Genomic DNA, 23,755 nt, shown 5'->3' with positions numbered 1-23,755 from the left:
ACGACCGGTACGCCCGGCGCACCGGGCACGCCCGGAACGGCCGGTACGCAGACGGAGGAGACGAACACCATGACCAGCAACGGCAACGGCGGACCGCTCGACGGCGCCGTCATCGCGGTCGCCGGAGCGGCCGGCCCCGCCGGGCGCGCCGCCCTGATGCGGCTCGCCGAGGCGGGCGCCACGGTCGTCGGCGCCGACGCCGACCCCGCGCGCCTCGCCGAGGCCGTCGACGCCGCCCGCTTCGCCCACGGCGGCGCCACCGTCACCGGCGAGAAGGTGGACCTGCTCGACCTCGCCGCGACCCGCGACTGGGCCGAGCGGACCGAGAAGGAGTTCGGCCGCGTCGACGGACTGGTCCACCTCGTCGGCGGCTGGCGCGGCGGCAAGACCTTCGCCGGCACCGACCTGGCCGACTGGGAGGTGCTGGAGAAGCTCCTCGTCCGCACCGTCCAGCACACCTCGCTCGCCTTCCACGGGGCGCTCGGCCGCAGCGACCGCGGCCGGTACGTGCTGGTCAGCCAGTCCGGCGCCAGCAACCCCACCGAGGGCAACGCCGCGTACGCCGCGGCCAAGGCCGCCGCCGAGGCGTGGACCCTCGCGCTCGGCGACTCCTTCCGCAAGGCGGGGGGCGAGGACGGGCCGAGCGCCGCTGCTGCGATCCTGGTGATCAAGGCACTGGTGCACGACGCGATGCGCGCCGAGCGCCCGAATGCGAAGTTCGCGGGCTTCACCGACGTCAAGGACCTGGCCGACGCCATCGCCGGCGTCTGGGACCGGCCCGCCCAGGAAGTGAATGGACAGCGCCTGTGGCTGACCCCCAAGCCGTGACCCCGGCGTTCCCCACCCGTACCGACGCGCGCCGTCACCACGACCCGTCGGTACGGGGCTTCGCCAGCGACAACTACGCGGGAGCCCACCCCGAGGTCCTCGCCGCGCTGGCCCTCGCCAACGGCGGCCACCAGATCGCCTACGGCGAGGACGACTACACCGACCACCTCCAGCGGGTGATCCACAGCCACTTCGGCCCGACCGCCGAGGCGTTCCCGGTGTTCAACGGCACCGGCGCCAACGTCACGGCGCTCCAGGCGCTGGCGGACCGCTGGGGCGCGGTGATCTGCGCCGAGTCGGCCCACATCAACGTGGACGAGGGCGGCGCGCCCGAGCGGATGGCCGGCCTCAAGCTGCTCACCGTGCCCACACCGGACGGCAAGCTCACGCCCGAGCTGATCGACCGGCAGGCGTTCGGCTGGGACGACGAGCACCGGGCCATGCCGCAGGTCGTCTCGCTCGCCCAGAACACCGAACTCGGCACGGTCTACACGCCGGACGAGATCCGGGCCATCGTCGACCACGCCCACGGCCTGGGCATGAAGGTCCACGTCGACGGCGCCCGGCTGGCCAACGCGGCCGCGTCGCTGAACATGCCGATGCGCGCGTTCACCAACGCGGTGGGCGTGGACGTCCTCACGCTCGGCGGCACCAAGAACGGGATGCTGTTCGGCGAGGCGGTCGTCGTCCTCAACCCCGAGGCCGCCCGGCACATGCGGCACCTGCGCAAGATGTCCATGCAGCTCGCCTCGAAGATGCGGTTCGTCTCCGTGCAGTTCGAGGCGCTGCTCGCCAAGGACCTGTGGCTGCGCAGCGCCCGGCACGCCAACACGATGGCGCAGCGCCTCGCCGACGGCGTCCGCTCCGTCGACGGCGTGGAGATCCTCTACCCGGTGCAGGCGAACGCGGTCTTCGCCCGTCTCCCGCACGAGGTGAGCCTGCGCCTGCAGAAGCGCTTCCGCTTCTACTTCTGGGACGAGGCGGCCGGCGACGTGCGCTGGATGTGCTCCTTCGACACGACGGAGGACGACGTCGACGCGTTCCTCCTCGCGCTCAAGGAGGAGATGGCCCGCTAGCGGGCACCGATCCCCGAAGTCCCGCCCTCCGGCAGCCGGAGGGCGGGACTTCGCGCAACGCTCACCGCCGCGGGGCAGGTGTCCTCCGCCCCTACCTCACGGCCGGCCCCGTCACCTCACGCGCGAGCCCGGCCGTGGGCCGCTCATACGGGGCCGGAGGGGCAGCGGCCCAGCGCGCCCATGCGCGGGCGCGCGCCCCCGCGGGGACGCGCGCCGGGTGCGGCTCGGCCGGCCGCCGCGCCGGGTGTCAGCGCAGCTCCGCCGCCGTGGGCGCCGTGCCGCCCAGGTGGGCCGGAACCCACCAGGTGTCCTCCGCGTCCCTGGGGCGCACCGGGTACGCCCGCTGGGCCGCCTCCAAAAGCTCCTGCACGCGCTCGCGCAGCCGCCGCGTGATCGCCCCCGCGTACTGGTCGGTCGGCGCCTCCACCGGCTCGCCCACCCGGATCGTCACCGGGATGTGGCTGCGCTTGAAGTTGCGGGGGCGGCCCTTCGTCCACAGCCGCTGCGTGCCCCACAGCGCCATCGGGATCAGCGGCACCCCGGCCTCCTGCGCCAGCCGCGCCGCACCGGACTTGAAGCTCTTCAGGGTGAACGACTGGGAGATCGTCGCCTCCGGGAACACCCCGATGACCTCCCCGGAGCGCAGGGACTCCAGCGCGTGCCGGTACGCCGCCTCGCCCTGCGTACGGTCCACGGGGATGTGCTTCATGCCCCGCATCAGCGGACCGGAGATCTTGTGGCGGAACACCGAGTCCTTCGCCATGAACCGCACCAGCCGCTTCTGCGGCCGCGCGGCGAGACCCGTGAAGATGAAGTCGAGATAGCTGATGTGATTGCTGACCAGGACCGCGCCACCGGTGCGCGGGACGTTCTCCGAACCCTGAATGTCGATCTTGAGGTCGAGCGCCTTGAACATGGTGAGCGCGGCGCCGATGACCGGCCGATAGACGAGTTCTGCCATCTGGAGAACACCCTTCTTCTGTCTGCCTGGGGAGGGTCCTCCCGGCGAAAGTTACGCAGCCGTAGGTATGCGGCTTGCCCGATGCTGCCGCATGTACCGCGTACAGGCCAGTCCGAACGTCCCCGAAGGGCCGGAAACCAGCGAGATACTCATCACGTCAGCCTGCCCGGCGGGCCCCGGAGGAATCATGGAAGGGCCGGAAGCGCTGTACGGAACGACGAACAGCCCCGGGCAGGCCGGGCGGACCGGCCCCCGGCGGGACCGGGAAGGGCGACGGCGTCCCGGCCCGACGGCCGGCCAAGGCGGCGGCATGGATACGGAAAGCGGGGTCACGGCGGTGCGGGACGGTGCGGGCGAGCGGAACGGGAGGGCCCTCGGCCCCGGAGACCTGGGCGCCGGGCTGGGGGAGCGGGCCACCCTCGTGCAGTTCTCCACCGCCTTCTGCCAGCCCTGCCGCGCCACCCGGCGCACCCTCGCCGAGGTGGCCGCCATGGTCGACGGCGTCGCCCACGTCGAGATCGACGCCGAGCGCAACCTCTCCCTCGTACGGGAACTCGGCATCACCGCCACACCCACCGTCCTCGTCCTCGACGCGGCCGGCCGCACGGTGCGCCGCGCCACCGGGCAGCCCCGCAGGGCCGATGTGATCGCCGCGCTGGGCCGTGCCGTCGAAACCGCCGCTGACCGGCCGTGATGCTGATCGCATCTGCCCGTGCGGCCTTGACGCGGACCGCCGCGCGTCGTCAGGCTGACGCCCGTGCCGTACGAACTCCTTCTCCACGGGCGTGCCCACATCGACCTCGCCCGTCACGCGAGCGCGCTCTGTCCGGGTGTCTGAGCAGCCGAGGACCCCAGCCCCGCACCCGCGCCTCCCGCAGAAGGACAATTCCATGACGGTCACCCCCGCCCTCGGCCTCGACGCCGGGCCCGCGCTCCTGCGCGCCGCGTTCCGGAGGCACGCCGCGGGTGTCGCCGTGATCACCGCCCCGGGTGCCCGCCCGGCGGGGTTCACCGCCACCTCCCTCACCTCGGTCTCGGCCGAACCGCCGCTGATCTCCTTCGGCATAGGCACCGGCTCCTCGAGCTGGCCCGCCGTCGCCGCGGCGAGCCATGTCGGCGTCCACCTCCTGGGCGAGGACCAGAGCGAGCTGGCCGCCACCTTCGCCCGCAGCGGCGCCGACCGCTTCGCCCCGCCCACCCGCTGGAGCACCGGCCCCGAGGGCGTCCCCCTGCTCGACGACGCCCTCGCCCGGCTCGTGTGCCGTGTCGTCGCCCGCGTCCCGGCCGGCGACCACCGCATCGTGGTGGCCGAGGTCGTGGACGGGGATCCGGCGGCCCGCGAGGGCCGCCCGCTGCTGTACCAGGACGGCCGCTTCAACGCTCTGAGGGACTGAGAGATCCCGGTTACTCAGCGTTGGCAAGGTCACAGTTCAAAGCGCTTGCTTACCGGGAAGGCTCCCGGTGTACTGACGAGTAATATTTCGTTGCGGGGCGGCCGCCGCCCCGAGCGCAAACCGCCCCATCAGGCGCCTATGCTGCGTGCAACAAGGCAGCCCAGTAATGACGATGCAGTAGGAGAGCCGGCGTGAGCTTGAGGATCGTTGTCTGTGTGAAGTACGTGCCCGACGCCACCGGCGACCGGCACTTCGCCGATGACCTGACCGTCGACCGCGACGACGTCGACGGCCTGCTGTCGGAGCTGGACGAGTACGCGGTCGAGCAGGCGCTGCAGATCGCCGAGGAAGCGGACGACGCGGAGATCACCGTCCTCACCGTCGGCCCCGAGGACGCCAAGGACGCCCTGCGCAAGGCGCTGTCCATGGGCGCCGACAAGGCCGTCCACGTCGAGGACGACGACCTGCACGGCAGCGACGTCATGGCCACGTCCCTGGTCCTCGCCAAGGCGATCGAGAAGACCGGCTACGACCTGGTCGTCTGCGGTATGGCGTCCACCGACGGCACCATGGGCGTCCTGCCGGCGATCCTCGCCGAGCGCCTGGGCGTCCCGCAGGTCACCCTGCTCTCCGAGGTCTCCGTCGAGGACGGCGTGGTCAAGGGCCGCCGCGACGGCGACGCCGCCACCGAGCAGCTGGAGGCGTCCCTCCCGGCCGTCGTGTCCGTGACCGACCAGTCCGGCGAGGCCCGCTACCCGTCCTTCAAGGGCATCATGGCGGCCAAGAAGAAGCCGGTGGAGTCCCTGGACCTGGACGACCTGGACATCGACGCCGACGAGGTCGGCCTCGAGGGCTCCTGGACGAAGGTCGACTCCGCGGCGGAGCGCCCGGCCCGCACGGCCGGCACGATCGTCAAGGACGAGGGCGAGGGCGGCAAGCAGCTGGCCGAGTTCCTCGCGAGCCAGAAGTTCATCTAGGGCTCGCGCAGAGCCACCGACAGCCCGCTTAAGACTTCGCATTCGCAGGAGAGCATTCCCATGGCTGAAGTTCTCGTCTACGTCGACCACGTGGACGGCGCCGTCCGCAAGCCCACCCTGGAGCTGCTGACGCTGGCCCGCCGCGTCGGCGAGCCCGTCGCGGTCGCCCTCGGCTCCGGCGCCGAGGCCACCGCCGCCACGCTCGCCGAGCACGGCGCGACCCGCGTCCTCACGGCCGACGCCGCCGAGTTCGCCGACTACCTCGTCGTCCCCAAGGTCGACGCGCTGCAGGCCGCGTACGAGGCCGTGTCCCCGGCCGCCGTGCTCGTCCCGTCCTCCGCCGAGGGCAAGGAGATCGCGGCCCGCCTCGCGGTCCGCATCGGCTCCGGCATCATCACGGACGCCATCGACCTGGAGGCCGGCGACGAGGGCCCGGTCGCGACGCAGTCCGTGTTCGCCGCCGCGTTCACCACCAAGTCCCGTGTCTCCAAGGGCACCCCGGTCATCACGGTCAAGCCGAACTCGGCCCCCGTCGAGGCCGCCCCCGCCGCGGGCGCCGTCGAGGCCCTCGCGGTCTCCTTCTCCGAGAAGGCCACCGGCACCAAGGTCGTCTCCCGCACCCCGCGCGAGTCGACCGGCCGCCCCGAGCTGACCGAGGCCGCGATCGTGGTCTCCGGCGGCCGCGGCGTCAACGGCGCCGAAAACTTCGCCCTCATCGAGAAGCTCGCCGACTCGCTCGGTGCCGCCGTCGGCGCCTCCCGCGCCGCCGTCGACGCCGGCTGGTACCCGCACACCAGCCAGGTCGGCCAGACCGGCAAGTCGGTCTCCCCGCAGCTGTACATCGCCACCGGCATCTCCGGCGCGATCCAGCACCGCGCCGGCATGCAGACCTCGAAGACCATCGTGGCCATCAACAAGGACCCCGAGGCCCCGATCTTCGACCTGGTCGACTACGGCGTGGTCGGCGACCTCTTCGAGGTCGTCCCGCAGCTGACCGAGGAGATCCAGTCCCGCAAGGGCTGATCGCCGACGCGCACACGGCCGGGGGCCGTGCGGTGGACCGACCCACCGCACGGCCCCCGGCCGTCGCCGTACGCGCCCCGAGGGGGCGGCCAGGGCCTGTACCGGGCCGGCCGGCCTTCTCGCGGCAGCCGGGCTCAGACCTCCTCGTCGGCGGTCAGCCGCCACGCGCCGACCTCGCGGTACTCCGAGTCGTACACGGGCGACGCGTCACCGGGGCGCAGGTCGTAGTGGTGCAGGTTGCCGGCCCAGTAGCGCAGGATGCGGCCCAGCTCCCGCACCGTCGTCTCCTTCGGCTGCGCGTCGTCCACGGCGACCTCGAGCACGAACTTCACTGCTTCTCCTCCCAGGAGTGCTGAAAAGACGGATCCGCTCGGGCCCGGCGCCGGACCTGCTATCAAGTGTTTCATTGAACTGCTACCAGGCACTTGAGCCGCGTCGTCGCTGACAGGCGGTGTGAAATGCCGGAAAAGTCTCAACTGGGCGTGAGGGGGCGGCGCATGGCCGACCGGGTGAAGGCGGCGGACCTCGCGCGGGCCGCCGGGATTTCCGTGCAGCAGCTGCGGACGTACGTCGACACGGGGCTGCTCCCGCCGGTCGAGCGCACCCCCGCCGGCTACCGCGTCTTCACCGCCGCCCACGCGGACGCGCTCGCCGTGGCGCGGGAGCTCGCCGCCGGGCACGGCTGGGCCACCGCCCGCACCGCCATGGCCGCCGTCCACGCGGGCGATCCGGAGACCGCGCTCGCCGCCGTGGACGCCGGGCACGCCCGGCTGGACCGCGAGCGCACCGAACTCGCCGCCGTACGCGAGGCGCTGGGCGCCGTGCTCGCCGGACGGGAGCCGCCGCCCGCCGCGCCCCGCACGGCGCTGCGCATCGGCGAGGCCGCCCGCGCCGTGGGCGTGAGACCGCCCGTCCTGCGCCTGTGGGAGGCGCGCGGCCTGCTGCGGCCCCGCCGTGAGCCGGGCACCGGCTACCGGGTCTACGACCGCTCCGAGCTCCATGTCGCCCAGGTCGTCGCCCTCCTGCGCAAGGGCCACCACCCGCTCGCCGCCATCGAGGCCGTCCTGCGCGAACTGCGGGCCGGCGGCGGCCCGGACCGCGTCCTCGCCGCGCTGGACGCCCGTGCGCGCGACCTCCACCGGCGCAGTCTGCGGCGCCTCGCCGCCTCCGCCGCCCTCCATGGCTACCTGGGCCGCCTGGGACACCATTGACGAGCGTCCACCACCCCCGATAGCTTCACCATACGGATTGTTGATTCCGTCAAGCGGAAACATCGAGCGTGTGGAGGGTGCGGGACATGGGTCAGCAGGAGCAGGTGGCGACAAGCCTCGCGGGTGCGGTCAGCGAGGGCATCAGCGCCTCCCTCGCCACGGTGGACGCCGAGCTCGCCCGCCGCTACCCCGGCGACCCCGGCACCCGCCAGCCCGTCCACACCGTGTACGTCCCCGGAGACGCCTTCGCCGCCGACACCATCCGGTCCTGGGGCGACCGCGCCCTCGCCGCCCTGGACGAGCACGCGCCGGACGCCGCCGCCCTCGCCGCCGTCCTGGGCCTCCCCGACGAGCTGGCCGGGCCCGTCCACGCGCGCGTACGGGCCAAGCTGGAGCGGGAGCCCGTCGAGGACCTGCGCATCGACTTCGAGGACGGCTACGGCGGCCGCACCGACGCCGACGAGGACCGCGACGCCGCCCGCGCCGCCCGGCTGGTCGCCGAGGCGTACCGCGACGGCACCGCCGCCCCGTACACGGGCATCCGCATGAAGTGCATGGAGGCCGCCGTACGCGACCGGGGCATCCGCACCCTCGACATCTTCCTCACCGGCCTGATGGAGGCGGGCGGACTGCCCGACGGGCTCGTCCTCACCCTCCCCAAGGTCACCTATCCGCAGCAGGTGACCGCGATGGCCCGGCTGCTGGACGAGTTCGAGAAGGCGCGCGGCCTCGAACCCGGCCGGATCGGCTTCGAGATCCAGATCGAGACCAGCCAGGCCATCCTCGGCCCCGACGGCACCGCCACCGTCGCCCGCATGATCGACGCCGCCGAGGGCCGCGCCACCGGCCTCCACTACGGCACCTTCGACTACAGCGCCTGCCTCGGCGTCTCCGCCGCCTACCAGGCGAGCGACCACCCGGCCGCCGACCACGCCAAGGCCGTCATGCAGGTCGCCGCCGCCGGCACCGGCGTCCGCGTCTCCGACGGCTCCACCAATGTGCTGCCCGTCGGCCCGACCGCCAAGGTCCACGACGCCTGGCGCCTCCACTACGGCCTGACCCGCCGCGCCCTGGCCCGCGCCTACTACCAGGGCTGGGACATGCACCCCGCCCACCTGCCCACCCGGTACGCCGCCGTGTTCGCCTTCTACCGCGAGGGCCTGGAGCCCGCCGCCGCCCGCCTCGCCGCCTACGCCAACCAGGCCGGCGGCGACGTGATGGACGAACCGGCCACCGCCAAGGCGCTCAGCTCCTACCTGCTGCGCGGCATCGACTGCGGAGCCCTCGACACCGCCGAGGTCGCCCGCCTCACCGGCCTCACCCGCGCCGACCTCGACCGCTTCGCCGCCCCGCGCCGCGGCGACCTCACCGGTACGAACCAGTGACCTCCCGGTAGCCGTCCGGGGCCGGAAGGCCCGCCGCCGCCCCGTAACCTGTACGCGATCACGACGGCGTAGAGGAACGGGGCAGCGGTGTCCACGGGGGAACACGAACTGATCGCCGGCCGGTACCGGCCGGTGCGGCAGCTCGGACGGGGCGGGATGGGCGTCGTCTGGCGCGCCCACGACGAGGTGCTCGGCCGCGAGGTGGCCGTCAAGGAACTGCGCACGTACACGGACTCCTCCGGCCCCGAACTGGCCGAGCTGCGCGTGCGGATGCAGCGGGAGGCGCGGGCGGCCGCGCGGGTCCGCCACGCCGGGGTCATCGCCGTCCACGACATCGCCGACCACGAGGGCCGCCCGGTCATCGTCATGGAGCTGGTCGACGGGCCCTCGCTCGCCGACGTGCTGGCCGAACGCGGCGTCATGGACCCGCGCGAGGCCGCCCGGATCGGCGCCGAGGTCCTCGACGCCCTGGCCGCCGCGCACGCCGTGGGCGTCCTGCACCGGGACGTGAAGCCGGGCAACATCCTGCTCGACCGGACCGGGCGGGTCGTCCTCACCGACTTCGGCATCGCCGCCATGGAGGACCCGGGCGACGGCTCCACCACGCACCTCACCCGCAGCGGCGAACTCGTCGGCTCCCTGGACTACCTGGCGCCCGAACGCGCCCAGGGCCAGGAGCCGGGCCCGGGCTCCGACGTGTGGGCGGTCGGCGCGACACTGTACGCGGCGGTCGAGGGCACCTCGCCGTTCCGCCGCACCTCCACGTGGTCGACGCTCACCGCCATCGTGGTCGAGCCCCTGCCCGAACCGCGCAACGCGGGGCCGCTCGCCGCGCTGCTCCAGCAGCTGATGGCGAAGGACCCGGCGCACCGCCCGGACGCCCCGACCGCGGCCCGGCTCCTGCGGCAGATCGCGGACGGCACGGCGGCCGGGACGCCCGCGGACACGGCGGGCACGGCCGCGGGGTACGTGCCGACCGAGCGCGCCACCCTGCCCCCGCAGGGCTTCGGCCCGCCGCAGACGGGCGACGTGCAGGGGTTCGGGGCGCCACAGGGCTTCGGGGCGCCGCAGCCCGGCGACGCGCAGGGCTCGGGGGCTCCGCACGCGGCCGGCGCGCAGGGCTTCGGGGCGCCGCAGGGCGGGGCGCCGGACCTCCGGGGATTCGGGGCGCCGCCCGCCGGGCCGCCCGCCGGGCCCGGACACGCCGAGGGGCGGGGCACGGCCGGGGCCGGCAGCCGTACCAGCCGTACACGGGCGCGGGCCGCGGCGCGCAAGCGGACGTCCGGGGCGCTGGTCGCGGCCGCCGTGGCCGCGGTCGTCCTGGCCGGCGGCGGCGTGACGTACGCGCTCATGGACCGCGACGACCCGGCGGGCGGCGGGCAGGCGCTCACCGGCGGCGAGACGAGCGCGAGCCCGTCCGCTCCGCTCGGCGAGGACGGCATGCCCCTCGCGCCCGGCGCGGGCCCATCGGCCTCCGCGAGCGGCACGGCGAGCGCTCAGCCCCGGCCCTCGGCGAGCGGGAGCCCGCGTGCCTCCGCCTCGCCGTCGGCGTCGGCCACCGTTCCCGGCACGGCCACCGGCGGCGGTGACGGTACGACGGGCGGGGGCGCCGACGCGGGCGCCGGCTCCGCCTCCGGCGGCGGCACCGGCGGTGGGGCCGCGGCCGGCGGGTCGACGACGGGCGGCTCGTCCACCACCGGGGGCGGCACCGCCCAGGAGCCGGCCTGCCACCCCATCGGGGGCGGCAAGTACAACTGCACGGTGTGGCGGACCGCCAACACCCACCGCTCCGACGGCAGCCAGGCCGGCATCCTCAACGCCGGCACCAACTACTTCTACTGCCAGTCCGACCTGGGCCGCCGCGAGACCCACGGGGAGTGGACCAACGTCTGGTGGGCGAAGACCGACGACGACAGCGGCAACACCGGCGTGTGGTTCAGCGACGTGTACATCCGGGGCGGCGACAACGACGCCCCGGTGCCGGGCCTGCCCCTCTGCTGACCGGTACGCGGCCCGCGCCCCGCGCGCGGGCCACGCGGGCCACGCGGGGCCCGTCCGGCATCGGCGGTCCGACCCGGCGGGCGTCCGACCCGGCGGGCCCCGCAGGCGGGCGGAGCGGGGTCGGCCCGGCGCGCGCCCCGCAGGCGGGCCGAGCGGGGCCGCGTCCGGCAGGGGCGCGCCACCGGGTCGGGGCGGCGCCCTACGCCGGCGGGATCTCGCCCGAGCCGCGCGCCACCAGCCGCGTCGCCAACTCCACGCGCTCCGGCGCCTCGTGGAGCCCGTCCAGGCGGCGGAACAGCCGCTGCGCCGCCGTGCGGCCCAGCGCGGCCGCGTCCTGCGCGACGACCGTGATGCCGAGCAGATCGGCGAGCTCGATGTCGTCGAAGCCGACCAGCGCGACCGGGCTGCCGCGCCCCGCCAGCTCGCGCACGACGGTGACCGTCACCCGGTTGTTGCCCGCGAACAGCGCGGTCACCGGGGCCGGCCCGGACAGCATCGCCGCGCACGCCTCCCGTACTCGCTCCGGCCCGGTGGGGCCCAGGGAGACCCACGCCTCGTCCACGGGCAGCCCCGCCGCGCCCATCGCCGCCCGGTAGCCGCGCAGCCGCTCCGCGGCCGTGTGGATGCGCGGCTGGTCGCCGATGAACCCAATCCTGCGGTGGCCGTGCGCGATGAGGTGCGCGACCCCGGCGCGGGCGCCGCCGAAACTGTCCGACAGGACCGTGTCCGCCTCGATCCGGCCCGCCGGACGGTCCACGAACACGGTCGCCACGCCCGCCCGCATCTCCGGCTCCAGATACCGGTGGTCGTCGCCCGCCGGGATCACGATCAGCCCGTCCACCCGGCGCGCGCACAGCGCGAGGGCCAACTCCCGCTCCCGGGCGGGGTCCTCCGCGCTCGACCCGTTGATCAGCAGGGCGCCGTGGGCGCGGGCGACCTCCTCCACCGCGCGGCTCAGCGGCCCGTAGAACGGGTCGGCGAGGTCCTCCAGGACGAGGCCCACCGTGGCGGTGCGCCCCTTGCGCAGGACGCGCGCGCTGTCGTTGCGGCGGAAGCCCAGCACCTCGATCGCCTCCCGCACGCGGCGCTCGGTGTCGGGCGTGACCCCCGGCTCGCCGTTCACCACGCGCGACACGGTCTTGAGACCGACGCCCGCGCGGGCGGCGACGTCCTTCATGGTGGGCCGGTTGCCGTAGCGGTGGTCGGGGCGTCGGGCGGTCTCGGCCACGGTGCGCTGGTCCTGTTCCTGTCGCGTCATGGGGCTCGTACGGGGGGTGTGGCGTCGAGCATAGGGCCTGGACAACGTTGTCAGAAGCCGGAACACTGAATGCGGCAGCAGAGGAATCCGCAGGTCCCGGGGGCCGGCGCGATCGGGGGAGCCGACGGATGCAGAGGGAGCCGGAGCCCGCTCCGGGTGCGGGCGGACGCACCGGTCCGTCCGGGGACGCCGACCCGGCGGGCGGCACCGGCCCGATGAAGACCGGCCCGGCGCGGGGCGCCGGCCCCGCGGACGGCGGCACCCCGCCGGACGGCGGCGCCCCGCCGGACGGCGGCGCCCTGGCCGGTGGCGGCGCCTCGCCGGACGACGCCCCGGACGCCGGTGGGGATCCGGTGGGCGGACCGCTGGCCGCCGCGCTCGACTTCGGCGGCACGAAGATCGCGGGCGCGCTCGTGGACGGCGCGGGCCGGATCGTCGTACGGGCCCGCCGCCCCACGCCCGCGCGCGAGGACGCCGAGACCGTGATGGGCGCCGTCGCCTCCGTACTCGCCGAGCTCACCGCCTCCCCGCTGTGGGGGCGTGTGGACGCTGTCGGCATCGGCAGCGCGGGTCCCGTGGACGCCGCCGCCGGTACGGTCAGCCCGGTCAACGTCCCCGCATGGCGCGGTTTCCCGCTGGCCGGCCGGGTCCGTGCGCTGGCCGGGGGGCTGCCGGTCGCGCTGGTCGGCGACGGGGTCGCCATGACGGCCGCCGAGCACTGGCGGGGCGCCGCCCGCGGCTACGACGACGCCCTGTGCCTCGTCGTGTCGACCGGGGTGGGCGGAGGGCTCGTCCTGGGCGGGCGCCCGCATCCGGGGCCCACCGGCAACGCGGGCCACATCGGCCACATCAGCGTCGACCTGGACGGCGACCCGTGCCCGTGCGGGGGGCGGGGCTGTGTGGAGCGCATCGCGAGCGGGCCGAACATCGCGCGCCGCGCCCTCGCGGCCGGGTGGCGGCCGGGCCCCGACGGCGACGCGACGGCCGCCGGGGTGGCGGTGGCGGCCCGCGCGGGCGACCCTGCGGCGCGGGAGGCGTACGTCCGCGCGGGGCGGGCCCTGGCGGCGGGCATCGCGGCTGCGGCGACGCTGCTGGAGGTGCGGATCGCGGTGGTCGGCGGGGGAGTGGCGGGCGCGGGCGACGTGCTCTTCGGGCCGCTGCGGCGGGCGTTGCGCCAGTACGCCACGCTCTCCTTCACCGAGCCCCTGGAGGTCGTCCCGGCGACGACGGGCACGGACGCGGGCCTGCTGGGCGCGGCGGCCGCGGCCCGGGGCCTCGTGGGGAAGCCGTAGCGGGCGCGCCCCCGCCGCGGCTCGCCCGTTGTCCTGCTCCGTGACGCCGAGGGGGTGCCACGGCCTTCCGGGCGTGCGGTTCCCGGGGCTCGGTGGCGGCCCGCCGGGGCGTCGCGATCGCGCGGAACGCTGCCGGACCCGCACGCCACCGGGCCACCACGTCGTCCACGCCGTCCAGCGCCGGGTCGCGGCTCTTGCCAGGCGCGTAGTCCGGTGACCGGTCGGCGCGCACGGGCGGAGGGGCGCAGCGGGCGGGCCCCATCGGCCGCGCACGTGAGCAGCGAACCCGCGGACGCCGCGTGGCGGCCGTCCGGGTCACCTCCGGTCATGGCGGGACCGCGGGCCACGGGCCCGAGCACCCCCGCTCGCAGGGCGTCTTGGCCCGGTCCGCGATGAGTTCCGGGCCCGCGACCGGTCCACCCTTCACACGGACGCGAGGAGCGAGAACCATGCCCGAGGTCTTCACCGCCGCCAGCATGTCCCTCGACGGGTACGTCTCCGGGCCGGGCGAGAGCGGCTTCGACAAGCTGTTCGCCTGGTACGGGAACGGCGATGTCGTCGTCGAGACCACGCACCCCGACCTGACCTTCCGCCTCACCGAGGTGAGCGCCGCGTACTTCCGGCGGACCGCCGCGCGGACCGGGGCGATCGTCGTCGGACGGAAGCTGTTCGACGTGACCGACGGGTGGGGCGGCGAGCATCCGCTGGGCGTGCCGGTCGTCGTGGTCACGCACAAGGTGCCGGACGGCTGGCCGAGGAAGGGCGCGCCGTTCCACTTCGTCACGGACGGCGGGACGGAGGGCGTCGAACGGGCCGTCGCGCTCGCGCGCGAGCTGGCCGGGGGCAAGGACGTCGCCGTGAACGCCGGGACGATCGCGCAGCAGTGCCTCGACGCGGGGCTGCTGGACGCGGTCGCGATCGACCTGGTGCCCGTGCTGCTGGGCGGCGGAACGCCGTTCTTCACCGGCCTCGCGGGCGCCCCGTACGAACTGGAGGGACCGGTCTCCGTCGCCGAGGGCAGGCAGGTGACGCATCTGCGCCACCGGGTGCGGCGCGCCGCGGGGGCGACCGGCTGACGGCCGTTCCGCCGCTCGCACCGCAGCGCCGTGGCGGCCGGCGGTGTGCCGCCCGGCCGCGGCCCGCCGCTCGTGGCGCGCCATGACCCGCTGGTCATGCCGCCCGGGCGTGGGGCCGCCGCCGGTGCCGCGCCATGCCCCACTGATCGGTGCCGCTCTGGGCCGTGGCCCGCCGCCCCAGCCGCCGCCCCAGCCGCCGCCCTGGGCCGTGGGCCCGCCGCCCAGCCGCCGCCCCGGCCCTCGTCGTCCGCGGCCCGCTACCCGCCGAAGCGGCGCACGTAGCGCTTCTGCCACGGCGTCTCCACCGCGCGCGGGTGGTAGTGGCGGCGCACCCACGCCACGGCCTGGTCCGCGGGTACGCCGTCCAGCACCGCGAGGCACGCCAGGGCCGTGCCCGTCCGGCCGCGGCCGCCGCCGCAGGCCAGCTCGACGCGCTCCACGGCCGCCCGCTCCCAGGCGTCCGCCAGGACGGCGCGGGCCTCCGCCCGGTCCGCGGGCAGCCGGAAGTCGGGCCACCGCAGCAGGCGGGACTCCCACGGGACCTCCGGCGGCCGGTCGCCCAGCAGATGCACCGCGTACGTCGGGACCGGTCCGTCCGGCAGCGGGTGGCGCAGTCCGCGGCCCCGCACCAGCCGCCCGGACGGGAGGCGCACGACGCCCAGGCCGTCCGGCGGCCAGGGGGAGGCCGGCGCGTTCTCGGGTGGGAGAGCCATGCGGCCGACGATACCGGCCGCGTCTCGCACAGGTGTCGCCCTCGCCTGCTTCGTGGTGCACTTGAGGCAGGCAGGGAGCTGGACCGTGGCTGCGTCGGTATCGCGAAGACCGGTCGGCATCGCCATCGCCGTGGTGGCGGCCGTCGCGGTGGCCCTCGCCCTCCTGCTGGCCCGCTGCGGCACCGATGGGCCCGCCCCGACCGCCCCGGTGACGAGCCCGCCGCCCTCCGCGACGCCGCCGGACCGGACAGCGGGGCCGCGCGTCTCGCCGTTCACCGGACTGCCCGGCCGTACCGGCCCCGTGCTCGCCGTGAAGATCGACAACGTGCCGGCCGCCCGACCGCACACCGGGCTCGGCGCCGCCGACCTCGTCTACGTCGAGCAGGTCGAGGCGGGCCTCACCCGGTTCCTCGCCGTGTACGCCTCGCAGCAACCGCCGCGCGTCGGCCCGGTCCGCAGCGCGCGCGAGTCCGACGTGGAGCTGCTGCGCCAGTTCGGGCGCCCCGCCCTCGCCTACTCCGGGGTGCGCAGCGCCCTGAAGGGCTTCCTCCAGGACGCCCCGCTGTACGCGCTGCCGCCCGAGCGGGCCCCCGCCGCGTACGTCCGCGACCCCGGCCGCCCCGCCCCGCACAACCTCTACCTGCGGCCCGGACGCGCCCTCGCCGCCGCGCCCGACACGACGCCCGCCCGCGACATCGGCTTCCGCTTCGGCGCGGCCCCGCCCGGCGGGCGCCAGGTGGACGAGCACACCGTCCGGTTCCCCGCCGCGCGCTACACCTTCACCTGGTCCCCGGACGGCGGGCGCTGGCTGGTCTCGCTGGACGGCGCGCCCGCCCGCACCACCGACGGAGGGCGCGTCGGCGCGAAGACGGTCGTCGTCCAGTACGTCACGGTGCGCCCCTCCGCGTACGCGGACCGGGGCGGGAACGTCACGCCGTACACCGAGACCGTCGGCTCCGGCACCGCGCTGGTGCTGCGCGACGGCAAGGCCCACGACGCCCGCTGGAGCCGTCCCTCCGCCACGGGCGGCACCTCCTTCACCACCCCGGCCGGCGCGCCCCTCGCCTTCGCGCCCGGCCAGGTGTGGGTCGTCCTCGCGGCCCGCTGACCCTCCGGCGGCGGGGCCGCGCACGGTACCACCGGATCCGGCCGACCCGTGCCCCGTTCACCGCCCGTGCCGGTGTCCGCCTCCGCCGGGAAACCCCCGGTCCCCCGGAGCGTTACGGCCACCCGTCCGGAACGCGGGTTTCCGTGGCAGGGTGTTGCGGGCAAGCCACTGGGGGCCAACGGAAGAGGGGGAACCGTGATCGTCTGGATCAACGGTGCGTTCGGCGCAGGCAAGAGCAGTGCCGCGCGCGAACTGATCGACCTGATCCCGAACAGCACGCTGTACGACCCGGAGCTGACCGGCGGCGCGCTGCCGGCGCTGCTGCCGCCGGACCGGCTCTCCGCCACCGGCGACTACCAGGACCTGCGCATCTGGCGGCGCCTGGTGGTGGACACGGCGGCGGCGCTCCTCGCCGAGGTGGGCGGAGTGCTGGTGGTGCCGATGACGGTGCTGCGGCAGGAGTACCGCGACGAGATCTTCGGCGGCCTCGCCGCCCGCAGGATCGCCGTGCGGCATATCGTCCTCACCCCTGAGGAAACGATCCTGCGCGCCCGGATCGCCGGACGTGAGGAGCACCCAGGCGACCCGGCGGCGAGCGCGCGGGTGAGACAGCGGGCCCTCGACCACATCGCGCCCTACCGGGCCGCGCTCGACGACTGGCTCGCCGCCGACGCGTACGCCGTCGACAACTCCGCCCTCACCCCGGAGGCGACCGCGAAGGTCGTCGCGGACGCGGTGCGCACCGGCGAGGCGGGCGCCTGCGGGATCGTCCAGACGCCGGAGCCGACCGGCGAGACCCTCGCGGCCGGGGTGCTGCTCTTCGACGACGAGGACCGGGTGCTGCTGGTCGACCCGACGTACAAGCCGGGCTGGGAATTCCCCGGCGGCGTGGTCGAGCGGGGCGAGGCGCCCGCCCGTGCGGCGATGCGGGAGGTCGCCGAGGAGACCGGGCTCGAACTGGCCCGCGTGCCGCGGCTGCTGGTGGTCGACTGGGAGCCGCCGAAGCCGCCCGCGTACGGCGGGCTGCGACTCCTCTTCGACGGCGGCCGCCTCACCGACGGGCAGGCCGACCGGGTGCTGCTGCCCGGCTCCGAGCTGCGCGGCTGGCGTTTCGCGACGGAGGCGGAGGCGGCGGACATGCTGCCGCCGGTCCGGTACGAGCGCCTCCGCTGGGCCCTGCGCGCCCGCGAACGCGGCACGGTCCTGAACCTGGAGGCGGGCGTCCCGGTGGGATGACGGCGCCCGGTCCGAGGCGGGCGCCGCCACCCGGCGCCCGCTATGCCCGCGCCGCCTCGGCCGCGGTCCGCAACGCGGTCGCGGCGTCCGCGGTCAGCGGCTCGCCGTGCCCGCAGCACACCGCGCGCAGCGGGCTCAGCCGGGACAGGCGGCGCATCGACTCCACCGCCGCCGCCCGGTCCACGTGGAAGACGCCCAGGGTCACTCCGGCGACCGACGCCACGGTGTCGCCCGTCAGCAGGACGCCGTGGCGCGGCAGGTGCAGGGCGACCGAGCCGGGCGTGTGGCCCGGCGTGTGCACGACGTGGGCGCCGCCGCCGAAGTCCAGTACGTCGCCGTCCTCCAGCTCCCGGTCCACGCGCGTGGGCGGCGCCTCCGGCGTGGTCAGCCCGTGCTCGTACAGCGGGAGCTCCCAGTCCAGCAGGTCCGGTTCGGGCACGGGCGCCTCCCCGCGCACCACCGGCGCGTCCAGCCGGTGCGCGAGGACCTCCGCCCCGAACCGCTCCGCGAGCGCCTCCGCCGCGCCCACGTGGTCCCGGTGGCAGTGGGTGAGGACGATCCGCCGCAGCCGGGCGCCCGGGCCGCCGATCGCGTGCAGCGCCCGGACCACGGCGTCCTCGGCACCCGCCCAGCCGGCGTCCACCAGTGTCAGCGAACCACCGCGCCCCGCCGCGCCGTCGCTCCCGTCCGAGCCGTACCGGGCCTCCGCGCCGCCGTGGCCGTCCGGGCGGCCGCCGCCGTCGCGGTGGTCCGGGCCGTCGGGGTCCTGCCAGACGTACGCCTGGCCGATCGGGAAGCGGAGCATGTGCAGTCCGGGCACGACCGGGACCAGGTCGACGGCCGGCTCGTCGCAGACGCGCGTGTGCGGTGTGGGAGTCATGGCCCGACGCTAAGGGGGCGGGCCGCCGAGGACCGCCCCCTTGCGCTCTGCGCGAATCAGCTGAGAGCTCAACCCCGCTTCGACTGCGCGTAGTTGCGCAGGAACAGCGCCTCGGCGACCGACATCCGCTCCAGCTCCTGCGGCGACACGCTCTCGTTCACCGCGTGGATCTGCGCCTCCGGCTCGCTCAGCCCGATCAGCAGGATCTCCGCCTGCGGGTACAGCGCGCCGAGCGTGCTGCACAGCGGGATCGACCCGCCCATGCCCGCGGCCTGCATCTCCTCGCCCGGGTACGCCACGGCCAGCGCCTCGGCCATCGACGTGTACGCCGGGCTGGCCACGTCCGCCTGGAACGGCTGGCCCTGCCCGACCTGCTCCACCGTCACCCGGGCGCCCCACGGGGTGTGCGCCTGGAGGTGCGCGGTCAGCAGCTTCGTCGCCTCGGCGGCGTCCTGGCCGGGCGGCACGCGCAGGCTGATCTGCGCCCGCGCGGTGGCCTGCACCGACGGCGTGGCGCCCACGACCGGCGGGCAGTCGATGCCGATCACCGTGACGGCCGGGCGCGCCCACAGCCGGTCCGCGACGGTGCCCGAGCCGATCAGCTCCACCCCGTCCAGGACCCTGGCGTCCCGCCGGAAGTCCTCCTCCGCGTACTGCAGGCCCTGCCACTCGGCGTCCGCCGCGAGCCCGTCCACCGTGGTCGAACCGTCCTCGGCGCGCAGCGAGTCCAGGACGCGGATGAGCGCCGCCAGCGCGTCCGGCGCCGCCCCGCCGAACTGGCCCGAGTGCAGGTTCCCGGCGAGCGTGTCCACCTGCACGCGCAGCATCGTCATACCGCGCAGCGAAGACGTCACGGTCGGCAGGCCGACCCGGAAGTTCCCCGTGTCGCCGATGACGATCGCGTCGGCGGCCAGCAGCTCGGGGTGCGCCTCGGCGTACCGCTCCAGACCGCCCGTGCCCTGCTCCTCGGAGCCCTCCACGATCACCTTCACGCCGACGGGCACACCGCCGTTCGCCTTCAGGGCGCGCAGCGCCAGCAGGTGCATGATGAACCCGCCCTTGCAGTCGGCGGCGCCGCGCCCGTACCAGCGGCCGTCCCGCTCGGTCAGCTCGAACGGCGGCGAGTCCCAGCCGGCCAGGTCGAGCGGCGGCTGCACGTCGTAGTGCGCGTACAGCAGCACGGTCGGCGCGCCGGCCGGGCCGGGCAGGTAGCCGTACACGGACTGGCTGCCGTCCGGCGTGTCGAAGACGGACACATCGGTGAAGCCCTCGGCGCGCAGCGCGTCCGCCACCCATGCGGCGGCGGCCTCGCACTCGCTCCTCGGGAACTGGGCCGGGTCCGCCACAGACTGGAACGCCACGAGCTCCGTGAGCTCCGCCTTGGCGCGGGACATCAGCGAGGCGACGGTGGCGGCGATCGGCTCGGCGATCGGCTGGGCGGTCATGGTCACGCTCCTGGTGGGTGCGGCATCGTACGTCGGATTCGGTACGCGGGCGCGCGCCGCGCGTGTGTGCGGCGAACGCGGGTCCGATCCTCGCACAAGGCATGGACGGCGAAGCCCCGTAGGATGCGGACGAGAGCGAGGATCACGGTCGGGACCGGGAGCGGAAGCACATCGTGAGCAGCGAGAACGTGTGGGATGTCGTCGTGGTCGGCGCGGGGCCGGCCGGAGCCTCCGCGGCCTATGCCGCGGCAGTGGCGGGCCGCCGGGTCCTGCTCCTGGAGAAGGCGGAGCTGCCCCGCTACAAGACGTGCGGCGGCGGCATCATCGGCCCGTCGCGGGACGCGCTGCCGCCCGGCTTCGAACTGCCGCTGCGGGACCGGGTGCACGCCGTGACGTTCTCGCTCAACGGCCGCTTTGCCCGTACGCGCCGCTCCCGGAGGATGCTGTTCGGGCTGGTCAACCGGCCCGAGTTCGACCAGCGGCTGGTGGAGCACGCCCGCAGCGCCGGCGCCGAGGTCCGCACGGGCGTCGCGGTCGCGCGGGTCGAGCAGCACGGCGCCGCGGTGCCGGACCGGCGGACGGTCGCCGTCGTGCTCGCCGACGGCGAGACGGTCCTCGCGCGCGCCGTGGTGGGCGCGGACGGCAGCGCCAGCCGCATAGGGGCGCACGTGGGCGTGAAGACGCAGCAGGTCGACCTGGGCCTCGAGGCGGAGATCCCGGTGCCGCCGTCCGTGGCCGAGGACTGGGCGGGGCGGGTCCTCATCGACTGGGGCCCCATGCCGGGCAGTTACGGCTGGGTGTTCCCCAAGGGGGACACGCTGACGGTCGGGGTGATCTCCGCGCGCGGCGACGGCGCCGCGACGAAGCGGTACCTGGACGACTTCGTGGCCCGCCTGGGCCTCGCCGGCTTCGAACCGGCGATCTCGTCGGGGCATCTCACCCGCTGCCGCAGCGACGACTCGCCGCTCTCGCGCGGCCGGGTCATCGTCTGCGGCGACGCGGCCGGGCTGCTGGAGCCGTGGACCCGCGAGGGCATCTCCTTCGCGCTGCGCTCGGGCCGGCTGGCGGGCGAGTGGGCGGTGCGGATCGCCGAGGCCCACGACGCGGTGGAGGCCCGCCGCCAGGCCCTGAACTACGCGTTCGCCATCAAGGCGGGTCTCGGTGTCGAGATGGCGGTGGGGCGGCGGATGCTCGCCGTCTTCGAGCGGCGCCCGGCGCTGCTGCACGCCGCGATCACGGGGCTGCGCCCCGCCTGGCGGGCGTTCACCGACATCACGCGCGGCGCGACGACACTGGCGGGGATCATCCGTACCAACACGGTCGCCCGCCGCGCCATGGAGACGCTGGACCGCCGCCGCCCCGCGGAGCCCGAGGCCCCGCAGCCCGAGGCCGAGCCGGAGCCCAGGGCGGAGACGGCGGGCGAGCGGTAGGCCGCGGCGCCGTCCCCCGCGAGGGGGTGTCGCGTGCGGCGGGCGTGGTGTCCCGTCCGACACGGGGGTCTCTCGTGTGGCGGGCGTGGCGTCCCGCGCGTCGCGGAGGTGCCCGTGCCTCGGGGGGCGTCGCGTACGGGGCGGGGGCGGTCCCGTACGTCGCGGAGGTGCCCGTCCCTTGGGGACGGCGTGCCGTACGGGGCGGGGGCGTCCCGTGGGATGGCCGTGGTGGCGTTCCGTACGACGGGGGGAGTACGCGCGGGCACCACGCCGGGCTGACGCCCCCGCCGGGTGCGCGCGTCTAGCGTGGACGGCATGGACCACCAGCCCGGCGTGCCGGACGACGAGACGGCGCCGCCCCCGACGGACGCGGTACGGGGCGGGCCGCGCCGCCTGCTGTCCGGCCGTACCGGCGGTGCCGGCCCCGGCCCGGCGGCGGAGCCGCCCGGACCTCCGCGGGTGCCGTGGCGGTCGAGTCTGGTCGTCACGCTGTTCGCCGTCGCCGGTACCGGCTTCGCCGCGCACGGCCAGCCCGACCGCGTACCGCCCGAGCTCGCCGGGAGGGGCCTCGTCGTCGCCGCGGGCCTGCTGCTCCTGGTCCGCCACCGGCACCCGTCGGCGACCGCGCTCGCCACCGCCGCCGTCACGCTGGTCTACCTGGGTGCCGGCTACCCGTACGGGCCCGCGCTGCTGCCGTTCGGCGTGGCCGTGTTCGCCGCCGTCGCCGCGGGGCACCGGCACACCGCCTGGGCGGCGCTCGGGCTGCTGTGGGGCGGCCATCTGCTGATCGCCCACTGGCTGTACGCGTGGCTGCCGCCCGCCGGGGACCGGGCCGCGTCCTGGACGCAGCAGCTGCCCGTCGCCGCGTTCGCCGCGGCCACGCTGGCGGGCGCCGAGGTCGTGCGCGTACGCCGGGAGCAGCGGGCCCGTGAGCGGGCGGAACGGGCCGCGGCACAGCGGCGCCGCGCCGACGAGGAGCGGCTGCGCATCGCCCGCGAGCTGCACGACGTCCTCGCGCACTCGCTCGCCGTGATCAACGTCCAGGCCGGCGCGGGCCTCGCCCTCCTCGACAGTGACCCCGAGCAGGCCCGGACCGCCCTGGCCACCATCAAGGCCGCGAGCAAGGAGGCGCTCGGCGAGGTGCGGCAGGTACTCGACACGCTCAGGGCGCCCGGAACCGCGCCCCGCGCCCCCGCCCCCGGCCTGGACCGGCTGCCGGAGCTGGTCGCCCAGGCGGCGGCCGCCGGCCTCGCCGTCGAGGTCACCGCCGAGGAGGCCCCGGCGCCCGGCGCGCCCGCCACCGGCCGGGGAGCGCCCCGCGGCCTGCCGCGCGGCGCCGACCTCGCCGCGTTCCGCATCGTGCAGGAGGCCCTCACCAACGTCGTCCGCCACTCGGGCTCGCGTACCGCGCGGGTGCGGATCACCCGCGCCCCGGACCACCTGGCCCTCCTCGTGGACGACGACGGACCGGCGACCGGCGCCGACGCGGGCGGCAGCGGCAACGGCCTGGCCGGCATGCGGGAGCGGGCGGCCGCCCTCGGTGGCACGATCGAGGCGGGCACCCGCCCGGACGGCGGCTTCCGGGTACGGGCCGTACTGCCGCTCACCGGCAGCGGCACGCTGGACGACAGCGCATCGCGCACCGGCAGCGGCACGCTCGACGACAGCGCATCGCGCACCGGCAGCGGCACGCTCGACGACGGCGAACCGCGCACCGATAGCGGGCCGCGTACCGACGGCGAACCGCGTACCGAGAGGGGAGCCCCGTGATCCGCGTCCTCCTCGCCGACGACCAGGCGCTCGTACGGGCCGGGTTCCGCGCGCTGCTCGACGCCCAGCCCGACATCGAGGTCGCAGGGGAGGCGGCGGACGGCGAGGAGGCCGTCGCGCGCCTCCGCGAACTGCGCCCGGACGTGGCGCTGATGGACATTCGCATGCCCCGCCTCGACGGGCTCGCCGCGACCCGCCGCGTCACCGGCGATCCGCGGCTCGCCGCGGTGAGGGTGGTGATGCTGACCACCTTCGAGCTGGACGAGTACGTCTTCGAGGCCATCCGGTCGGGCGCGTCCGGGTTCCTGGTGAAGGACACCGAACCGGACGAGCTGCTGCGGGCGGTGCGCGCCGTCGTGGCGGGCGACGCGCTGCTGTCGCCGGGTGTGACGCGCCGCCTCATCGCGGAGTTCGCCGCCCGCTCCAAGGCCCCGGCGGCGGCGGTCGGGCTGGAGGAGCTGACGGAGCGGGAGCGGGAGGTGATGGCGCTGGTCGGCCTGGGCCTGTCCAACGAGGAGATCGCCCGGCGGCTGGTCGTCAGCCCGCTCACCGCGAAGACCCATGTGAGCCGGACGATGGTGAAGCTGGGCGCCCGCGACCGCGCCCAGCTCGTCGTCCTCGCCTACGAGTCGGGGCTCGTCCGCCCCGGCTGGCTCGGCTGACCGGGCCGGCCCGGCCGACCGGCGCGATC

Annotated in this window: 22 protein-coding genes; 16 read left to right on the top strand and 6 right to left on the bottom strand. The window is 75.9% G+C overall.

Annotation, left to right across the window (positions count from 1 at the left end):
- Positions 1-69 precede the first annotated feature (69 nt).
- Together ACSUPT_RS02475 and ACSUPT_RS02470 are read left to right on the top strand one after the other, a co-directional pair.
- Positions 70-828: an SDR family NAD(P)-dependent oxidoreductase gene (locus ACSUPT_RS02475; RefSeq protein WP_351963813.1), complete on the top strand. Its 759-nt coding sequence runs from the start codon at positions 70-72 to the stop codon at positions 826-828.
- Positions 825-1,904 (top strand): threonine aldolase family protein, encoded by a 1,080-nt coding sequence (locus tag ACSUPT_RS02470; protein WP_351963812.1) that lies wholly within the window; start codon positions 825-827, stop codon positions 1,902-1,904. Before ACSUPT_RS02475 ends, ACSUPT_RS02470 begins: the two co-directional genes overlap by 4 nt.
- A gap of 247 nt (positions 1,905-2,151) precedes the next feature.
- Here the strand turns inward: ACSUPT_RS02470 and ACSUPT_RS02465 are convergent, their stop codons facing one another.
- Entirely contained in the window at positions 2,152-2,865 is a 714-nt protein-coding gene (locus tag ACSUPT_RS02465; RefSeq protein WP_351963697.1) for a lysophospholipid acyltransferase family protein, read from the bottom strand.
- A 310-nt stretch (positions 2,866-3,175) separates the two neighbouring features.
- Between ACSUPT_RS02465 and ACSUPT_RS02460 the strand changes: the two genes are divergently transcribed.
- From ACSUPT_RS02460 to ACSUPT_RS02445, 4 genes are all read left to right on the top strand, one after another.
- Positions 3,176-3,559 carry a TlpA family protein disulfide reductase gene (locus ACSUPT_RS02460; RefSeq protein WP_351963696.1) on the top strand — a complete coding sequence of 128 codons (384 nt, stop codon included), beginning with the start codon at positions 3,176-3,178 and terminating at the stop codon, positions 3,557-3,559.
- A gap of 196 nt (positions 3,560-3,755) precedes the next feature.
- The gene (locus ACSUPT_RS02455) at positions 3,756-4,259 is read left to right on the top strand and encodes a flavin reductase family protein (protein ID WP_351963695.1); all 504 of its coding nucleotides are present in this window, start codon (positions 3,756-3,758) and stop codon (positions 4,257-4,259) included.
- 191 nt (positions 4,260-4,450) lie between these two features.
- On the top strand, positions 4,451-5,236 hold the full coding sequence (locus tag ACSUPT_RS02450; protein WP_351963694.1) for an electron transfer flavoprotein subunit beta/FixA family protein: 786 nt from the start codon (positions 4,451-4,453) through the stop codon (positions 5,234-5,236).
- A gap of 60 nt (positions 5,237-5,296) precedes the next feature.
- Complete coding sequence (locus ACSUPT_RS02445; protein ID WP_351963693.1) at positions 5,297-6,259, top strand: electron transfer flavoprotein subunit alpha/FixB family protein; 963 nt, start codon at positions 5,297-5,299, stop codon at positions 6,257-6,259.
- A gap of 134 nt (positions 6,260-6,393) precedes the next feature.
- On the opposite strand, the gene ACSUPT_RS02440 is transcribed toward ACSUPT_RS02445, so the two are convergent.
- A complete protein-coding gene (locus ACSUPT_RS02440) occupies positions 6,394-6,591 on the bottom strand; it encodes a hypothetical protein (RefSeq protein ID WP_351963692.1) in 198 nt (65 codons plus the stop codon).
- Between the two features lie 165 nt (positions 6,592-6,756).
- Here ACSUPT_RS02440 and ACSUPT_RS02435 point away from each other — a divergent pair, with 165 nt between their 5' ends.
- The 3 genes from ACSUPT_RS02435 (at position 6,757) to ACSUPT_RS02425 (ending at position 10,856) form a co-directional block, all read left to right on the top strand.
- Positions 6,757-7,470 (top strand): MerR family transcriptional regulator, encoded by a 714-nt coding sequence (locus ACSUPT_RS02435; RefSeq protein WP_436943368.1) that lies wholly within the window; start codon positions 6,757-6,759, stop codon positions 7,468-7,470.
- Positions 7,471-7,556: 86 nt separating this feature from the next.
- Positions 7,557-8,855, top strand: coding sequence for a DUF6986 family protein (locus ACSUPT_RS02430; protein WP_399217964.1), 1,299 nt, complete (start codon positions 7,557-7,559; stop codon positions 8,853-8,855).
- Between the two features lie 87 nt (positions 8,856-8,942).
- Positions 8,943-10,856 (top strand): serine/threonine-protein kinase, encoded by a 1,914-nt coding sequence (locus ACSUPT_RS02425; protein WP_436943367.1) that lies wholly within the window; start codon positions 8,943-8,945, stop codon positions 10,854-10,856.
- Positions 10,857-11,055: 199 nt separating this feature from the next.
- Here the strand turns inward: ACSUPT_RS02425 and ACSUPT_RS02420 are convergent, their stop codons facing one another.
- Positions 11,056-12,084, bottom strand: a complete 1,029-nt coding sequence (locus ACSUPT_RS02420) for a LacI family DNA-binding transcriptional regulator (protein ID WP_399218186.1) — start codon at positions 12,082-12,084, stop codon at positions 11,056-11,058.
- A gap of 158 nt (positions 12,085-12,242) precedes the next feature.
- Here ACSUPT_RS02420 and ACSUPT_RS02415 point away from each other — a divergent pair, with 158 nt between their 5' ends.
- Complete coding sequence (locus ACSUPT_RS02415; RefSeq protein ID WP_436943366.1) at positions 12,243-13,406, top strand: ROK family protein; 1,164 nt, start codon at positions 12,243-12,245, stop codon at positions 13,404-13,406.
- Positions 13,407-13,855: 449 nt separating this feature from the next.
- Positions 13,856-14,482, top strand: a complete 627-nt coding sequence (locus ACSUPT_RS02410; protein WP_436943365.1) for a dihydrofolate reductase family protein — start codon at positions 13,856-13,858, stop codon at positions 14,480-14,482.
- A 257-nt stretch (positions 14,483-14,739) separates the two neighbouring features.
- Here the strand turns inward: ACSUPT_RS02410 and ACSUPT_RS02405 are convergent, their stop codons facing one another.
- Positions 14,740-15,195, bottom strand: coding sequence for a phosphatase domain-containing protein (locus ACSUPT_RS02405; RefSeq protein ID WP_436943364.1), 456 nt, complete (start codon positions 15,193-15,195; stop codon positions 14,740-14,742).
- 85 nt (positions 15,196-15,280) lie between these two features.
- Here ACSUPT_RS02405 and ACSUPT_RS02400 point away from each other — a divergent pair, with 85 nt between their 5' ends.
- Complete coding sequence (locus tag ACSUPT_RS02400; protein WP_436943363.1) at positions 15,281-16,303, top strand: DUF3048 domain-containing protein; 1,023 nt, start codon at positions 15,281-15,283, stop codon at positions 16,301-16,303.
- Between the two features lie 195 nt (positions 16,304-16,498).
- On the top strand, positions 16,499-17,539 hold the full coding sequence (locus ACSUPT_RS02395; RefSeq protein ID WP_403504911.1) for an NUDIX hydrolase: 1,041 nt from the start codon (positions 16,499-16,501) through the stop codon (positions 17,537-17,539).
- A gap of 40 nt (positions 17,540-17,579) precedes the next feature.
- Here the strand turns inward: ACSUPT_RS02395 and ACSUPT_RS02390 are convergent, their stop codons facing one another.
- Both ACSUPT_RS02390 and ACSUPT_RS02385 read right to left on the bottom strand, forming a co-directional pair.
- Positions 17,580-18,419, bottom strand: coding sequence for an MBL fold metallo-hydrolase (locus ACSUPT_RS02390; RefSeq protein WP_361657107.1), 840 nt, complete (start codon positions 18,417-18,419; stop codon positions 17,580-17,582).
- A 68-nt stretch (positions 18,420-18,487) separates the two neighbouring features.
- Positions 18,488-19,864 (bottom strand): dipeptidase, encoded by a 1,377-nt coding sequence (locus tag ACSUPT_RS02385; protein ID WP_351963683.1) that lies wholly within the window; start codon positions 19,862-19,864, stop codon positions 18,488-18,490.
- Between the two features lie 173 nt (positions 19,865-20,037).
- Between ACSUPT_RS02385 and ACSUPT_RS02380 the strand changes: the two genes are divergently transcribed.
- From ACSUPT_RS02380 to ACSUPT_RS02370, 3 genes are all read left to right on the top strand, one after another.
- Positions 20,038-21,294 carry a geranylgeranyl reductase family protein gene (locus tag ACSUPT_RS02380; RefSeq protein WP_399217980.1) on the top strand — a complete coding sequence of 419 codons (1,257 nt, stop codon included), beginning with the start codon at positions 20,038-20,040 and terminating at the stop codon, positions 21,292-21,294.
- Positions 21,295-21,609: 315 nt separating this feature from the next.
- Positions 21,610-23,064 carry a sensor histidine kinase gene (locus ACSUPT_RS02375; RefSeq protein ID WP_436943362.1) on the top strand — a complete coding sequence of 485 codons (1,455 nt, stop codon included), beginning with the start codon at positions 21,610-21,612 and terminating at the stop codon, positions 23,062-23,064.
- Complete coding sequence (locus ACSUPT_RS02370) at positions 23,061-23,726, top strand: response regulator transcription factor (RefSeq protein WP_351963680.1); 666 nt, start codon at positions 23,061-23,063, stop codon at positions 23,724-23,726. Before ACSUPT_RS02375 ends, ACSUPT_RS02370 begins: the two co-directional genes overlap by 4 nt.
- Positions 23,727-23,755 lie beyond the last annotated feature (29 nt).

The organism is Streptomyces sp. SudanB25_2051 (genome assembly GCF_964272635.1).
Taxonomy (GTDB): Bacteria; Actinomycetota; Actinomycetes; order Streptomycetales; family Streptomycetaceae; genus Streptomyces.
This window is presented reverse-complemented; position numbering and strand designations above follow the sequence as displayed.